The 18863-nt window shown below is 34.4% G+C and carries 11 protein-coding genes; all 11 read left to right on the plus strand.

Features of this window, described 5'->3' with window-relative positions:
* Positions 1-63: 63 nt before the first annotated feature.
* Entirely contained in the window at positions 64-480 is a 417-nt protein-coding gene (locus EJL04_RS05285) for a 2-amino-4-hydroxy-6-hydroxymethyldihydropteridine diphosphokinase (protein WP_082335228.1), read from the plus strand.
* Positions 481-536: 56 nt separating this feature from the next.
* The gene (locus tag EJL04_RS05290) at positions 537-1835 is read left to right on the plus strand and encodes a M64 family metallopeptidase (protein WP_125104297.1); all 1299 of its coding nucleotides are present in this window, start codon (positions 537-539) and stop codon (positions 1833-1835) included.
* Entirely contained in the window at positions 1832-2419 is a 588-nt protein-coding gene (locus tag EJL04_RS05295; protein ID WP_125104298.1) for a tetratricopeptide repeat protein, read from the plus strand. The genes EJL04_RS05290 and EJL04_RS05295 overlap by 4 nt, the downstream gene beginning before the upstream one ends.
* A 304-nt stretch (positions 2420-2723) precedes the next feature.
* Positions 2724-3827 (plus strand): hypothetical protein, encoded by a 1104-nt coding sequence (locus tag EJL04_RS05300; protein ID WP_125104299.1) that lies wholly within the window; start codon positions 2724-2726, stop codon positions 3825-3827.
* 674 nt (positions 3828-4501) lie between these two features.
* Positions 4502-5152 carry a DUF1847 domain-containing protein gene (locus tag EJL04_RS05305; RefSeq protein WP_021853502.1) on the plus strand — a complete coding sequence of 217 codons (651 nt, stop codon included), beginning with the start codon at positions 4502-4504 and terminating at the stop codon, positions 5150-5152.
* A 1098-nt stretch (positions 5153-6250) separates the two neighbouring features.
* The gene (locus EJL04_RS05310) at positions 6251-10579 is read left to right on the plus strand and encodes a T9SS-dependent choice-of-anchor J family protein (protein ID WP_125104300.1); all 4329 of its coding nucleotides are present in this window, start codon (positions 6251-6253) and stop codon (positions 10577-10579) included.
* Between the two features lie 58 nt (positions 10580-10637).
* A complete protein-coding gene (locus EJL04_RS05315; protein WP_125104301.1) occupies positions 10638-12821 on the plus strand; it encodes a hypothetical protein in 2184 nt (727 codons plus the stop codon).
* 14 nt (positions 12822-12835) lie between these two features.
* The gene (locus tag EJL04_RS05320) at positions 12836-15040 is read left to right on the plus strand and encodes a S8 family serine peptidase (protein WP_125104302.1); all 2205 of its coding nucleotides are present in this window, start codon (positions 12836-12838) and stop codon (positions 15038-15040) included.
* A 3-nt stretch (positions 15041-15043) separates the two neighbouring features.
* Entirely contained in the window at positions 15044-16192 is a 1149-nt protein-coding gene (locus tag EJL04_RS05325; protein WP_125104303.1) for a hypothetical protein, read from the plus strand.
* Between the two features lie 527 nt (positions 16193-16719).
* Positions 16720-17691 carry a lipoate--protein ligase gene (locus EJL04_RS05330; protein ID WP_125104304.1) on the plus strand — a complete coding sequence of 324 codons (972 nt, stop codon included), beginning with the start codon at positions 16720-16722 and terminating at the stop codon, positions 17689-17691.
* Between the two features lie 24 nt (positions 17692-17715).
* The gene (gene gcvT / locus EJL04_RS05335) at positions 17716-18807 is read left to right on the plus strand and encodes a glycine cleavage system aminomethyltransferase GcvT (RefSeq protein ID WP_125104305.1); all 1092 of its coding nucleotides are present in this window, start codon (positions 17716-17718) and stop codon (positions 18805-18807) included.
* Positions 18808-18863 lie beyond the last annotated feature (56 nt).

Here is an 18863-nt window from a genome sequence, read left to right on the forward strand (position 1 = left end):
ATTAATTTTGCAATTATGATTAACTTGCGTGTCTTGTGAAACAAAAGCGTGCATTTAAAGTGTATGCTCACAGCACATCAACAATATTTCAAACTCATGACCGAGAACAAGAAACTGATATTGTCGCTTGGAAGCAATTACGATCAGGAGCGAAACATCATAGAAGCAATATCGCTGCTAAACAAGATGTTCGCCAAAAACGATATTGTTTTCAGCAGACAGATGTGGACCAATCCTGTAGACATAAAATCGGATAAATTTCTTAATTGCATGCTGTTCACCCATACTTCATGCGGACTTGATGAAGTGGAACGCAGCATAAAAGAAATTGAATGTATCTGTGGCAGGAAAAATGATGAGAAAGACAAGAATATTGTAAAGATTGACATTGACATCCTGCTATATGGAGATAAAAGACTGCACGACAAAGACTGGACACGCGGATACGTGAAGGAATTGATGAAAGAATGTCCTTTCTGAAAGTTGCAGACGAAAAAACTTAAATGATTGAATATAAACTTTTTACATAATATATTATGAAAAAATATAGCGTAAATATTTTAACGATATTGTCAATGCTCCTATTCTGTGCCACGAACGGATTTTGTCAGACATTTGACGAGTATTTTACAGATAAGACCCTGAGAATAGATTATATATTTTCAGGCAACGCAAAGCAACAGACTATAAGTCTAGACAAACTAAACACTATGCCACGATGGTATGGCAAAAGGCAAAGGTTGGCCCAGGTTCCCGTTGAAGGCAATGGTCAAATAACAGTCAGACCACATAATTCGGACAAAATCATATACAGAAACTCCTTCTCTACCCTGTTTCAAGAATGGCTGTCATATGATGAGGCAAAAACTACAAGCAAATCATTTGAGAATGTTTTCCTTGTACCAATGCCCAAGGACACCATCGATATTACAGTTGATTTATATAATAACAGACGTGAAAAAAGTGCTACGTTTACACACACAGTTGCTCCTTCCGACATACTTATAAGGCACATTGGTGAGCATGATATAACTCCATATAAAGTTATCCAACAGGCCGCAGACACAACCAAATGTATCCATATTGCATTTGTTGCCGAAGGATACACAAAAGATGAGATGAATGTTTTTCTCAACGATGTAAATATTGCCACTGAAGCACTCTTTGCCCATGAGCCTTTTAAGTCTAAACGTAAGTGTTTTAATATAGTAGCAGTAGAATCAGAATCAAAGGAAAGCGGAACAAGCGAACCTTCAAAGGGCATATGGAAGAATACGGCACTGCACTCTCATTTCGACACATTCTACAGTAACAGATATCTTACGACCTTAAATATTAAAGAACTCCATGATTGGCTTGCAGGCATCCCTTACGAGCATATCATAATATTGACAAATACAAACGAATATGGTGGCGGCGGTATTCTCAACTCTTATGTTCTGTCAATGACACATCACAAACAATTCAAACCGGTCGTTGTACATGAGTTTGGCCATAGTTTCGGAGGTCTTGGCGACGAGTATGCTTACGAGCAAGAACAGATACCGATGTATCCTCATGACGTAGAGCCATGGGAACCCAATATCACCACACTGAAAGACTTTCACGGCAAATGGGAGAACCTGATAAAGCCAGGAACCCCTACCCCAACTCCAGAAAGTACAGATCCACAAATAATACATAACAGGGTCGGACTATTTGAAGGGGCCGGTTATAGTCTCAAAGGTGTTTACCGAGGCGTGCAGGACTGCAGAATGCGCACAAACGAAAATCCTGAATTTTGCATCGTCTGCCGTAATGCCCTAACCAACTTGATTGACTTTTATACAAAATGAGATATTTACTGATTCTGATATTCTCATTACTAACATTGCAAAGTCATTATGCTGTCGGACAAAGCAACAAATCAGACTCAAAAATATTGGAACGTGCCTTAGACTATTTTGCAGGTGAAAAATATCATGAGGCGTTGTTGCTACTGAAAAAGCTTGATGAAAAGTATAATCTAAATCCTAGGTTCAAGGCATATTTGGGCGTCTGCTACTTTCATGAATTCGATTATGAAAAAGCATGCAGTTATCTTGATGAAACGATAAATCAGCTCGATGTATATTCGCCTGCAGAGAGAAGTGTCTATTATAATGTTGCCGCTGAAAGCCATTTCATGCTTAACGAGTATGAAAAAGCAATTCCTTTATACGAAAAGAAACTGCTGGTTTGCTGCAATGAAGAAAAGGGCGACATATACTACAGGCTTGGCTTCTGCTATATGTTTAACAGCAAATGGGAATGTGCAGCTGAATATTTCAAGTCCGCCATGAGCTATTACACCACTTTCAATGCAGGGCAGAAAACTACAAGAATGGCTCAGCTCGATAAGATGATTAAAGGATGTGAGGAATATGCAGGCAAGCTATAATTACAATTTAAAGATATTGCCGGATATGTTTGTGCATATCCTGCAATATCTTTTTATATCTTCATTATTTGCAAATAACGTTCTTTACAAGAATATCATTGTTCATTTGAAATTTATAAAATTTTTATACAGAATGTTGCAAGATAATGGGCTATATCAAGAAATAACAGACGGTATGGCAACATATATAAAGTATAAAATGTACTTAATGAATAAAAATACACATCAAATCCAATAAATTATCATTATTATTGCTAAAAATAAATTTTAATCATATCTTTGTAGAAATTAATAAGCGGACTCCATGATGAACATAGCAAAAAGTAAAATACTGCAATTGACGGAAAAATATGCAACGTCCTCACATATAAATTTTATAGTCAGAAGAATATTCTTCTTCTTTATAATTATCGGAACTATGGCAATGCTATTCTCTTTCACATCTATGCCACATAAAAGACTTGCAGATGAAAGAGAAGATTCTGTAGCACAGGATGAAGACTCCGTAGTGTCGGTAATCGCATGGTTTAATAAAAATGACACCATGACATATTGGATAAATGAGAGCACATGGGATATAAGAAAAGGTGACACAATAAAGACAGCCGGAATAAATACTAAAATTATGATAACCGTAACAGACTCCACCAAGAAGGGATATGATATGGAATATTCCTTTCTTGACTTTAAAACTGATTCTGTTAAAGATTCATGGAAACAAAATCTCCTAAATGAGGCACTTAATAAATATAAAGAAGCAATAAAAGGCACAACCATAAAATTCAGGACAGACATATATGGCAAAATTATCAAATATGATAACCTTAATGAGATAAAAAAGCAGTCAAAGCAGCTTTTCATGGAAACTATTAAAGAGATGTCTATCATTGATAGTTTGGCTGTTGCAGGTATTGATCTTAAAACTTTATTAAAAGATGTTGACGCGGATAGACTTGTACAAGGATATATAGATGAACTTGAGTTGATGTTTAAACATCACGGGACGACATATAACATCGTCAGTATAACAAATCATTCAGATGCCACTGAAGATGATTATGAAACAGACTCCTATGTGTCTGTTTCGGAAAACAATGAAACTTATGACTACAGAATCGTGGTCGACGTTAACAATTACATTCCGAAAGATGACATAAAGGCTATAATCGAAGGGGTGGCCAGTGCTTATTTGGATGAAGATAAATTTAATGAGGTTAAAGAGGATATGGATGAAAATTTTGATAAGCAGGTATCAGATGATTTACTATATAATACTTATCTTTCAATAGACTATTTCTATGACGGCTGGCCCAAAGAAATAATTAAGCAAGAGAAAAGAGTCATAGGTAAGATAGGAAAGCTTTCTCAAAAATATATCACGTGGGACTACCGTAATGTCAGACATTAATTTTAATACAGAAAACTAAATTTAAATTTTCTTTTTGATACATGAGACGACGTTTTTACTGTCATTATGTCATTCTCGTTTTGTCATAAATTCCTGCAAAATTAGAAAAACAAGAACCTTAAAATATGCTGATTAGGTAAAATATATTTACGTTATTAAATAAATGGCACACTTTTATAATGCAATTCAGCCACTTTTATGATTCAATTCAGTAGTTTTAATGGTGTACATAGGCAAGTTTTCATATTAAAATAAGGTCATTTTTGCATAATATCAGGCTCATTTTATTGCACATAAATTCATAAAATCATATAATCCTCTGTAAATCAAACGCTTGCTTATGCACACATAGAAAGACGATTTTTACAGAACAAATGATTTATATTTTCAAATATCTCAATCTGAGAGCTTTATAGGAAATCAGATGGAAAGCAACTGCACGTTATTATTGTCATTATGATATTTAAGGAAAAAGTGTGTTGCAAATATCATAATAGATCAAAGAAACGGGATGAGCATATTATCAATCCAATACGGACTATAAGCAAAAAAATACATGTACAGAAAATATTTATTATCGAGTATTGATGTTCAAACAAATTACAAAATAATGATATAGATACGAAATAAATAATGTACTTTTGCCATCAGCAAAATTTAAATATATAGACAGCATGGAAAAAGGAATAAATAATGAGCATAGTTGCGTGGATTGCGGCACACAAAACTGCAAATATAAAAATCGTACATATCCAGAATTCTGTCTTACAACAAATTTGGATGAAAGCGACAGGTTATGGGCATTGGAAAAATATGAGGAATCCAACAATAAAGCCATAATGATTGCAAGTGCCGAAGTAGAATATGAAGGGTATTGCAAATGGACAAGAGTGCAAGAAATTATGGAATTTGCACATAAAATAAATGCAAAACGTATCGGCATAGCCAACTGTATCGGTTTAATTAATGAAGCACGTATCTTTGCAAAGATATTGCGCGCAAATGGATTTGAGCCATTTGCTGTTATTTGTAAAGTTGCCGGGCAGTCTAAAACGTCGGTCGGAATACCTTCTGAATGTGAAAATATCGGTGCAGCTATGTGCAATCCTATATTACAAGCCCGCTTGCTCAATCAAGCCAACACAGATCTAAATGTTGTTATCGGATTATGCGTTGGTCACGACAGCCTATTTTATAAATACTCCAACGCTTATGTAACAACACTTGTAACTAAAGACCGTGTCACAGGAAACAATCCTGCAGCAGCATTATATACTGCAAATTCATACTACAACAAAAAATTCTTTAAAAAAGCTATTGAATAGACCGATATGAATAGTTTTCTATTCATGTCGGTCTATAAAAATTAGTTAGTATTTTCATACATCTATCCTAATTCAGAAACAAGAATTAGGTATATAAAAAATGAAATACTACAAATTATATGTTTGCAGCAGATTTCATCTTATTGTATTGACATAATTCATATCATTTTACTAATTCAAGCACTATTTATTATAATTCCGACAAAAAGGACAAAAATACGTAATAAAACATGCAATTATTTAATATTACTGCACATAATGATAGCAACGTGTATTTATTATTCTTGCAAAATAACATTCTTTTCAAAAATTATATACATAAGTGTTATAGCATGCAATTAAAATTAATTGTATAATAGGATGTAAACTTCCTTTTTGTCAAAATAATGAAATAATTTGAATTAGTTAAAATAACAGAGAAAAAGAGGACACAAACTGGCGGAAAACCTTAAGTGTTAATTTACATTATATTATTTTTTTTGACTAAAAATAAAAAAAATGTCTACAAATTCTTTTGATTTAAAATATTTTTGTCTAACTTTACACACATAAACTTGGCATCTTTGAACTGCAAGATGAGACTAAACGCAATAAACATATGGATGAATTACCTGAATTTGCAATCAACAAATTGACTGGCAACAGAGCTGGTCGCAATATTCAAAAAGTAAGTATTGGTAAGATAGCAAGTGATTACTTGCTTGGAGGTCTATATACACTAAAGTGAATTAGATATAATTAAACCTGCCTTGACTGTCTTAATTATAATAACACAGAAAAGACTATAGGACTATTTTTCCCCAATTAATATTAGGAATAAACACATTATTGAATATTTATATTTCATTAAGCCTTGTTAATAGGATACTTAAGAGTGTGAAACTAGCCTCAAAATAGTACCTTTTATTAATGTCTATGACTCGATATGCGTATCACTTCAATAAGAAACGATACACATATTATAAAGATAAAATAGAGTCATATATACAACGAAATTGTTATACTCAACATTATTATCAGACAATATATAGCCATATTGGGTAAATAATTATCCATACATGGTTTAATTTATTACATAACCTAAAAATAATAAGTGGTATGAGAAAACTTACATTTTTAATTTTCACATTTATTATCTTAACGGGAATAAATGTAGGTAAGGCGCAAACGGCATTACCTTATAGCATTAATTTTGCAGACAGCCAGGAAGGATGGACTGCAGTAGATGAAAGTTCCATTCCTGGGAACACATGGACTTATATGCCAAAATGGGCCTATATCCAAGGAAAATATTATGGCAGCATTGTCCTTAAGATGGATTATTCATCAGCCAGTAACGATTATTATATCTCACCAGATTTTTCTCTAGAGGCAGGAAAAACATATGCTGCTGAATTCAATATATGTAGTCAATCTGACGGAAACGCAAACACTGTATCGTTTGAATATGGGACGTCAAACAGTGATATGACTGCATTTTCAAAACTTTCGGATGTAACATTAAATGACAATTCGGAGTATCCTGCAGCACAAAAAGTTGAAATAAAAGTCAATGAAAACGGTAAATATTATTTTGCTTTTCATTGTACCAGCCAACAATTTAACGGGACTGTTCTTTTATTTGAATTTAAATTATATGAAGAAGGAGGAAGCGTTATTGATCCCCCCGATGAACCTATCGTCAGCATCCCATATCATGTAGATTTGACAACCGACTATGCTGATTGGACTGCAGTTGACAATAATAGAGATTCACATACATGGACGCCTGTTAATAATTTCGGTCCGATGTTGGAAATGCCCCTGACAGGCCAGAATGATGATGATTACTTTTCTCCTAAAATAAGCTTAAAAGGCGGTGTCACTTATAAGATTACAACCAATGTAGCTGTACAAGGCTATCCCAAAGGATATGATGTTGTAACACTTACCCAAGGAACAGATAAGACCAATATGACTCCATTAAAACAGTTGAATTTAATTAATAGTGGAGAAAATATTGAAGAAAACTATTTCACTCCGGGTGCAGACGGAGATTATTATTTTTCATTCTACAACACATCAAACAGTGGTGGAAACACTCTTCAACTTTATTCATTTGCAATTGAAGAATACGCAGGAACCATCACGCCTGAAACAGAAATCTATACTACAGATTTTACAGGAACAGATCCTCTTAAAGAATGGACTATTATAGACTCAAATAATGACAACGTAAAATGGGCCATTATAGATGGATACACGGGTCCATCATATGACGGGAATTTATCAATGTCAGCTGCTGATGACTGGCTGATTTCTCCTGCGTTAGATATGGTGGCAGGCAAAGACTATTTAATAAGATATACAATCTCTCAAGCCGGCGCTTTTGAAGCCGACGAACTTACTATAAAATATGGAACTGCACCAACCGCTAAAGGTCTGGATAAAGAACTTGCAAAAGAAACTATAAATCTAAATAGCGGTTCTGTAGAAAAGATAATTCGTTTTACTTGTACAGAGTCGGCTTCTACATACATCGGTTTTAATTTAACGACGCCAGTGCCTAATGGTATCGTGACAATAAATAAGATCTCAGTTGTTCAAACATCAAAAGCACAACCAATGAGTGTGGAAAATCTTGATGTATCTTCAAACTTTACTCAAAAAAACGTAACTTTTAAATGGAAGAATCCGTCATATGATGTAACTAATGCTCCAATTCTTTCACCCGTAGATATTAACATATATGAGAATGGTGTAAGAGTTGGTTCTGTCGAAAATTGTGAAGCAGGGTCAACTGGAACATATACATATAACCCAAAGAATTTCGGCGGTATTGTCACATATAAGGTAACTGCTTCTCTCAACGGAATAGAGTCATTACCAGTCGAATTTGAAATCAATCTTGATGATGTACAAGGTGAGGCTGCTGTTGTACGTGAATTTATGACAGCTAATGATTATACAGAATGGATTGTAGAGAATAAAGACGGTGGGAACACCTGGCAGCAGATAACATACGAAGATGGCGGAATGTCTGTAAAACGAGGAAACAAAGACATTCATGACGATTGGGCAATAACACCTGGAGTCACATTGGAACCAAACAAAAGATATATAATAAAGTTTTATGTATCAACAAGTATGAATTATGCAGGAAGTTTAGATGTGTGGTTGGGTAATAGCCAAACATCTGCCGGTATGACGTCAAAATTAATTTCACTTGAAGACATTTGTTACAATGGCTATGTAGACACAACAACTCCACAATTCAGTGTTGAAACTGAAGGTGTATATTATATTGGCTTCCATGACAGCAAGACCGCAAATAGTATGATTATAAAGGGCGTTGGTATTTATTATATTGACACAGACGAAAAAGAGGTCCCCGTAATGGAAATACCATACACTGAAACCTTTGATCAAAGTGCAACAACTCCCAATGGATGGAAGATAAGCCGCAGCAGCACGCAGTATGGTTTTTACGTATCTAATATTAGTTTAGTTTCAAAAACGTTTGGAACTAGAGCATATTCTGGAGCTAATGCATTATATGCAGCAGGTGGAGCACCTGAAGCAAGAGAAGAAATTATTTATACTCCAAAATTTACATTAGAATCAGGAAAAACCTATAATATAAGTTTCATGTTAAACATGACACAAAACAATTCGAAGAATACACTTTCTTTATATAAAGCAACAGAGCAAGATGAGTCTAACATAATTGGTGAATCACTTCTGCAGACTGACGAAACTACAAACAAAAGTTGGATAAAGCAAAACATTGAAATATCTGTAGATAACACCTCAGACTATTGCTTTGCAATAAAAATAAATACAAATGAAGCAAACGGAGGTGAAATTATTATTGATAATTTCAATGTTGATGAACAGATACAGATTGCCACTGTAAAGCCTGCTGCAATATTAAATGCAAAAGCATCTGCAATAAATTCAAACAAGAGTGTACTTTTTGAATGGACACATCCTTTAGTTGATGAAGAAGGCGAGAAAATACAAAATGGTTCTATCATAAATACAAAAATATATGATGGTGATGAATTTATCGCTGAACATTCTGTGAAAGTTACTGATAATACGAAACCACTTGATGTAACCTACGTTTATACATATAGTGACAACAGCAAATTTTCAGGACAGAAAATATACAAATTAATACCTTGTATTGATAAAGAAATAGGTCAACCAACATCATGTGTTTTAAAAATTAGCAGTTTCACTGATGGTTATCTCAAAGAACATACATATGTTGCAGACTTCGCAGAAGATAATAATAGATGGAAAACAATTGACGGTGACGAAGATGGCAACACCTGGAGCCACGACGAATCAGCAATAACTACTAATGGTAAAGACGAATGGCTTATATCACCAGAGGTAAAACTTGATCCTACGAAATCATATTATGTATTATGCGAATTCGAAACCGATCTAAATCAAAGCGTAAACATTAAATTTACTCGTGGTAATGGCCAAACTATTAATGATCAAATAGAAATTATAGACGAGTTCAACGATATAATAATGAACGATTATACACAAATGGAAGTCGGTACGACATTCCATCCTGAATCAGAAAGTAATTTCTTTGGCATCCACATTGAAAACATGAATGGAACAAATGTCAGAATTAAAAATCTGAAAATAATGCGTCTATTTACTTCAGACGAGCCTGAGCCTCTTCCATATTCTGAAGATTTTGAAAATCGTACAGATATTAATGAGACGACGCTATTTACGAATAAATGGGGATGCAGAACTTCATCTTCTGAACTATTCCATATAACAACTATGCCCGATAACACAATTACAGCACATTCAGGAGAATATGCTGCCGTTGCAAACGAATATACAATTGGCGGAAGAAATGAACTTCTTTATACTCCATATTTTACGCTTGAACATGGCAAGACATATGAAATTTCGTTCTATCTATATATGCCAGGAAACGGTGAGAATAAGACAACAGCAAATGTCATATTGGCATATACACAAGAGGAAAGCGGCATAGAACTTCCTGTGCTTCAAAATATCAGCGAACCGGTTAAGGAGTGGACAAAATTTACTATTAAATATGTTCCTGAATATGATATGGACTATTGTTTCTATTTTGAGTTTAATGCCGAATCTGCAAATTCAGGAATTATTGCGTTCGATGATTTCAAAATTGAGGAAGTCGAAGGAACTGACATTAAAGAGAACATAGAAAAATGCGAGATGCATTATATATCTTCAACATCAACACTATACGTTCCCGATAATATTAAATCTGTATCAGTGTTTAACGTACAAGGACAAAATGTTCTCAATACACAGTGTTTAAATAATACAATTTCGTTGGCTGAGCTATGTAGAGGCATTTACATCGTCAAGGCCATGACAAATGATGGAAATACACTTTCAATGAAATTAGTAAAGAAATAAATTAAACCTACAGCACAGTCTCATTTTGTGAGACTGTGCCAAACTTAATACAATAATTATGAAGAAGAACATACTAAAAAAAATTATATTGCTAACAGCAATGTTCTGTGGCTGTGTTAATGCAACGATGTCACAAGAATACGGCCAGCCTATATCAATGGAAGGTGTAGATATGTATGGATTTATTACATTTTCACCTATAAATGAAATTGACGATATGATCCCTGGCCTATATAAATTCGGTATAGAGAATAATTATCGTCCAGATGATAATAGCGTATTATTCAATCGCTATATATCAGGAGGTGGAGTATATCACAATGGAAAAATTTATTGCAATATTTATAGTGATGAGACAAATCTTCCAAAACAAAAACCTGTATGGACGATACTTGATGGAAATACTTATGATGTGTTATATGAAAAAGAACTAGAGGACAACTGCCAATGCACAACGACATCATTGGCCTATGATGTAACAAATGATAAAATATATGGCATTGTAGTAGACTTTACAACTTCTCATTTAGTTGAAATAGACCCAGAAACTGGAGATATGCAAAGAATAGGTAAAGACTTTGACAGCAAACTACGTTTTAAAACTCTAGTTTCAACCAATAACGGAATGCTGTATAGTGTGGTTATTGACACTGAGGATTATAACCAATATTTATACAAGATAAGAAAATCTGATGGTATGGCTGTAAGAGTTAAAGCGATTACGGGCAAGAATCTTATTGGTCCTGAAGACTATTTAGTAAACAACGGAACAGAACAGGCAATGTTCATAAATAGGGCTACCGGTAAGGTGTATTGGATATTCGAAAGTAGTAGCATGATACTTGATGGAGAATACACCCCTATCGTCGAGCTGAATCTTACAAACGCAGAAGGAACCATTGTTGCATATCTTACAAGAACATACCAGGTCAGCGGTGCATGGTTAAAAGAACCTAATGATGGTGCACCGGGAATTGTTTCAGACTTTAACTTTATCACTCCTAACGAAGGTTCTGTGGCTGGTTTCTTCCAATTTCAGATTCCATCTAACAGCTACCTAGGAACCCCTCTTACAGATGATAAATTGAGAGTTAGAATAACAGAAGGAAGCCAAACTCTTATTGACAGTACAGCGGCTCCAGGTTCTTTGTTCAAAAGTAAGGAAATTATTTTGCCTAATGACAACCATACGGTATCAATAACTATATCTAATGAATATGGAGAAGGTCCAACTATCAAACGTACATTCTATGTAGGCTATGATTTGCCTAAGGCGCCACAGAATATAAGACTTACATATGAAGGTCTTACAACTACACTGACATGGGAGGCTCCAACAGAAGGTATTAACGGAAATGCCATCGACAAAGATAATATCACATATAAAGTTATAAGATATCCAAATGAAATAACTGTAGCTGAAAATCTTAAGGAGTGTAAGTTTACAGAGACTCACCCTGAAGACATGACACGTTACGTATATACAGTGACATCAATGTATAATGGCAAAGAAGGAGATTGGGGATTCTCGAACAACCTAATCATTGGCACTCCACTGACTCCTCCATATGGAGGAATGTTTACAGATCCTGCAGACATGCTCAATTACTATACCCTACTTGATTCAAATGGTGACGGTTATTGTTGGGGGTATGACTCAAATACAAGAAGTGCAGTATATATTTTTAATCAAAACAAAGATGCAGACGATTGGATGATAGCTCCTCCTATCAATTATAAGAAAGGTGTAAGCTACATGTTAAAGTTTAAGGCTTATTCATCATTACCACAATATCCAGAATCAATGGAAGTTACCTTTGGTAAAGGGCGTACACCAGAAGAACAGAACTTACAATTAATTAATATACCGGAAGTTCCAGGAGCAACAGAAGAAAATCCTGTAACAGAATATTCGATTCCGATAACCGTAGAAGAAGATGGTATATATTATTATGGCTTCCATGTAACATCACCTAAATTCCATGAATTTTTGTATTTGTTTGATATAAGACTAGATATTGCAACTGATGTCAAGACTGTTAAAAGTAATGATTGCATAACAATCAGCACAAGCAAAAACAACATAGTCATACAAAATCCTCATATGGACAAGATTTCTCTATATACAAGTGACGGCATGCTTATTGATACTTTCACAGAAACTGCTTACAACCGTTCTCTTAAATCTGGCATATATATAGTGAGAGATGGTTGTTCTACTCATAAGATTATAATTCAATAAAATAGGAAAAACATATGAGAATAAAAACAATATTGTTATTTGCAGTACTAACTGCAACATCACTCTCAATATGGGGACAATGCAAATTGTCTCCATATACCCAACAATTTGTAGAGACTGTTAGGAAAGAAAATATATCTGATGTTCAACGTCTAAGAAGTGCTTATTATTTTAAGCAAGATGATAATAAAGAAAAAATTATAATATCAGCCTTTATTCATCTTTATGACGGATATGATTCAGATATCCTTAGAAAATTTGGAGTTAATATCAGAACTATATTAGGAAATATTCTTACGGCCGACATTCCATTGGAAAAACTCGACAATATTGTAGCTTTAGACGGAGTGAAATATATTGAAATGGGTTCCCCTATAAGAAAAAATCTCGACAAAGCTCGCGAAGAAACCCGAGTTACCGACATTCAAAAAGGGATGTCACTTCCTGAGGAATATAGAGGTAAAGACGTCGTGATAGGTGTGGTTGATAATGGCTTTGAATTTGGGCATCCTAATTTTTATTCACGGGATAAATCAGTGTTGCGAATAAAGAGAGTATGGGATCAAAATATCCAAGGAACCCCTCCGGAAGATTTCGGTTATGGTTGTGAATACACAACAACAGAAGATATTCTAACAAAGGTAACTGACACTAGTAATTCGACACATGGAACACATGTATTGGGCATTGCAGCAGGAGCAGATAATACAGATGACAAAAATGTATATGGTGTAGCCACAGATGCCGAAATAGTATTGGTGTCTCTTAATGGCAACGAACTTATAAACAGTGATAACACTGCGGTTCTTGATGGCGTGAAATATATTTTTGATTATGCAAAATCTGTAAATAAACCTTGTGTCGTAAATCTAAGTCTTGGCAGCCACCTTGGACCGCGCGATGGTTCATCCACCTTTGATTTACTTACGTCTGAGATGCTCGGTCCAGGACGTATCCTTGTTGGAGCTGCCGGAAATGATGGAGGCTCAAAATGTCACGTTAAAAAAACATTTAACGGAGAAAAGACTGATACTCTTGCAACATTTCTCGATTTTAAATACACATATCCACAATCAGGAACAGTAGAAATATGGTGCGACAAAGATATGGCGATTAAGTTTATCCCATTTGTATACAGAGCCAACAATAATACCATAAAGAAAGTTTATGAGCCTGCAATATTTAATATAACACAATGCGACAACCGTTCATACAACTTCACAATTGACAATGATTCTATTTCCGGAAATTTATCCGTTACCGGTGAAATAAATCCTATAAATGGTAAAACACATCTCATGTTGAATTTCAATTATTTGAATACGCCAAATTATTATCATGGCTTATATATTATATCATCAAATAAAGGTGATATAAATATGTGGACGGAAAATATATATTCACAATTCAGCAACTATGGCCTTAAAGGATTTGTAGACGGTAATGATGACATGACTGTTGGAGAAATTGGCGGTACAGGAAAAAGAATTTTGTCTGCTGGAGCATATGTGACATGTGATTATTGGTTGCAATTCGGAGTTCCACACTACATTGACGAGAAAGTTAATAGATTAGCATCGTTCTCTAGCCATGGACCTACTGCAGACGGAAGAATTAAACCTGATATTACAGCTCCTGGTACATTCATTAAATCATCCCTGTCAAACTATTATACAGGCGACAAAACAACATATTGTACAATAAACTGGAACGGTAATAAATATGAATATGGTTATATGCAAGGAACATCAATGGCTTCACCTTTCATTACAGGAGTAGTGGCAACATGGTTGCAGGCTTATCCTTATCTTACACCAGAAGATGCATTAAAAATAATGCAAAAAACTTCACGTCACGATTCATATACAGGTGAAGAGATTCCTACGAACAATTGGGGATATGGCAAGATTGACGCATATGAAGGTATTAAAGAATGTATACAACAAGCAAGCGAGATCAAGCCTACTGTCATAAACAATCCTCATATGATTATTTTTAATGGTAAACAGATAAAAGTTGTTCCAGGCTTTTATGATACAAACATCTGTATGCAATTATATAATCTTCAAGGAATATGCGTAGCAAAACATACAATTAGCGACATTAATGCCGGGGAAGAAATCGTATTCGATACAGATTGTATTCATAATGGTGTATATATATTTAAAATCTCTGGTGAAAAGACAAAATCAATAATTAGAAAAATAATAATTCAATAAATTATGATTAAAAATATTATTTTTGCAACAATAATTGCTATTACAGCACCTGTTTGCGCACAAGAAACAACGACAATCCCTACAATAGGGGAAATGGAAGGCGATTTTTTAGTATTAAATTCGCAAGAATATAACGGAGAAAAAAGTTTGGCAACAATAAAACCTTTTAATATTGTACCAACAGACAATAGTTCTATCTCGGTAAGCGGGTTTTATATGAATGGATGTATTGATTTTAATGCTGAATATAACGAAAACACAGGTTCTATTAGTATTCCATCAGGTATTCCTGTATTTGATATGGAAACATATATGGTATATTTATATCCTTGGGATTCTGAAGCCGGAGAAGAAATCTTAAGGCCTATTGAATATAAATATATTGGCAATAATACTTGGGAATGTAATACAGACCTCATGCTAGTTGCTGTACAAGGCGAAGAAAAACAGACGGTTACATTCTCTAATGGGTCACGTATAGTACGTTGTAATGGCCAATCAAACAACACTTCATATGTTGGTTCCACAGGCAATCAAGATGAATATATCGAGTCTAGACCCTCTTATGTAGCAATAAATGGAAATACCATTGATATTTATAACATATTGCAAGCAGATCAATATGGTTATGGTGTACATTTGAGTGGAACAATCAACAAAGATGTTAACGAAGTAATGTTTAGATATACACTAACAGGACATGCCAATGATGGTACGTATAGAATGCTCACAGGATGTGAGTATGACGTTGAGACAAACATGCCCACAGGAATGTCTTATCCTGAGACAAGCAATGTGGGTATGATACATGCAACCATTGATATGGAAAAAGGTGAAATAGCCTTCAATCCGATGGCAATATGGGCTGCAGAATACGACACCAGTACAGGTAATATTTCAGTTAATGAAAATTTACTCTATGAATTTGTTAAAACTGTAAATGTAAATTATGACATTAATAATTCTGATGTCTCGGCAATAGAAACGCCTAATATTGCAGATACAAATAAAAAGGTAAAACAAATAAACTATTATGCGATAGATGGAAGCAAACTTAAAACACCTCAATGCGGCAGCCTTGTTATAAAAATGACAATATATAATGACGAGTCAAGAAAAGCTGAGAAAGTTATTTTTAAAGGATACGAATAACATCTACAATTATATAATATAGCAAAGAAGCGGAATTTCTTATATACAGAAGTTCCGTTTCTTTGCTATATTATTGACAAAAACTATCCATAGTAAATCTCAAATAAATAATACATACTTATTTTTTATCTTATATATTACTATGTTTACCCAAATAACACATATATCAAATCAAATATATAAATTTACACTTTGATACATCAAATACGTATAATGATTTCACATTAACAGTCATGGAAAATACAATTTTCACGTTTCTAGCGACAATCAAGTTAATTGTGTCAAATTATCAATCTTGTTAAGGTGTAAAAAATGATTATGGCAAAAGATGTTTTATTACAAAAGTTTAATTTTCTATTATTTTTTCACCACATGCTTGTTAATAAACAATTAATTATTTATCTTTGTATAGGATTTAAAATTATCCTATTCAAGTTTAGAACCTAAAATCTGCATGAAAAAATAGTGACCTAAGCCACTACTACATACTTGCAGAAGAAACCTTAAAAAAGAAAGACAACAATTATATGGTATACATATCTCTACCGGAGAATAGCACAAGGCAGTTATCTTTTTATCTTGCCATGGAAGAATACGCAGCCAGAAACATCAATGAATATGATTGTTTCTTTCAATGGCAAGTTGAGCCATCTGTGATATTTGGGCGCAATCAATTGATTGAGAATGAAGTAAACATTGAATATTGTCGCAAGAATGGCATAAAGATGTATAGACGCAAAAGTGGCGGAGGGTGTGTATATGCAGACATGAGCAACATCATGTTTTCATACATAACAAGTGAAGAAAGTGTAGGCTTCACTTTCAACCGATACATTAACACCGTAATACATTTACTTAGAAAATTAGGCGTCGAAGCCACAACAAGCGGGCGTAATGACATTCTGATTGATGGTAAGAAGGTATCCGGAAATGCATTCTATCATATACCTGGACGAAATATAGTACATGGCACCATGCTCTATGATACAGACATGCAAAACATGGTAGGAAGTATTACTCCATCAGACGAAAAACTGATGAGCAAAGGAATAAAGAGCATAAGACAGAGGATAAATCTTCTAAAAGACTATATCAGCCTTAATATTGATGAATTTAAAGAATATGTGAAGAAGAACTTATGTGATAAGGAAATCGTACTAACGGAAGAAGATGTCGAAAAAATCAAAGAAATTGAAAAAGAATATCTTTCAACCGAGTTCATCTACGGCAACAACCCCAAATATACTGTTATTAAACGTAAAAGAATTGAACATGCAGGAGATTTTGAGTTGAGGATGGATATAAAAAATGGCATAATAAGAGATATTGAAATATTGGGTGATTTCCTAATCACAGGTGATATAAACGAAAGCATTAAAAACCGGCTTAAAAATGTGAAATTGGATAAGGAGTGTATTGAAAAAGCGTTGCCGGAACAGCTTGATGATGTCATAATGAACTTAAATAAAGACGAATTTATTAATATCATAATAAACTAAAAACATTTAAAAACCTTAGAAAATATGGAAAACAAAAAGACCTGTCTGCATGACAAGCATGTTGAGGCCGGAGCGCTAATGCAACCCTTCGGCGGTTTTGATATGCCAATTCAGTACACATCAATCATCAATGAACACAATGCGGTAAGACAGCATTGTGGAGTGTTTGATGTGTCACATATGGGCGAAATAACCGTTACAGGTAATGATGCAGAGAAATATGTAAGTCATATATTTACAAATGACATTAAAGACGCCACAGTAGGCAAAGTTTACTATGGCATGATGCTGTATGAAGATGGCGGTGTTGTAGATGACCTTTTAGTATATAAAATGGGAGAAAACAACTTCTTCCTTGTAATAAATGCAGCCAATATAGATAAAGATGCTAAATGGATTAACGATAATGCAAAAGGCTATGACGTTGAGATAACAAACCGTTCAGACTATTACGGCCAGTTGGCAGTGCAAGGTCCTGAGGCAGAAGATGTCATGAGAGAGGTTTTAGGTCAAGAATGTAGTGACCTTACATTCTATACAGCTAAAACTGTAATGATAGATGGTGTAGAAACAATTATAAGCCGTACTGGATATACTGGCGAAGACGGATTTGAGATCTATAGTAGCCATGAATATATTAGAAAAGCATGGGATGAATTAATGAAGAGCGGACGCTGTAAACCATGTGGTCTTGGCTGCCGTGATACTTTACGTTTTGAAGCAGGACTTCCTCTATATGGTAACGAACTAAGCGACAAGATAACACCTGTTATGGCTGGTCTGAGCATGTTCTGTAAACTCGACAAACCAGAATTTATTGGAAAAGAAGCTATTGCGAAACAAAAGGCAGAAGGAATTAAGCTAAAGGTAGCAGGTATAGAACTGCATGACAAAGCGGTACCACGTCATGGATATACAGTAACATGCAATGGCAAGGAAATAGGAAAGGTTACAACAGGCTACCAATCAATATCCACTCAGAAAAGTGTATGCATGGCCTTAATTGATGCAGAATGTGCAAAACTTGGCAATCAAGTTGAAGTGCAAATTCGCAAGAAATCTTATCCAGGAACTATTGTGAAAAAAGCATTCTATCAAAAACATTATAAGAAATAAAAATATAGCTCATTATACAGCAATATTTTATAAGATTAAAACATAAATAACAACTA

The sequence above is a fragment of the Prevotella marseillensis genome (assembly GCF_900625065.1).
GTDB classification, from domain to species: Bacteria; Bacteroidota; Bacteroidia; order Bacteroidales; family Bacteroidaceae; genus Prevotella; species Prevotella rara.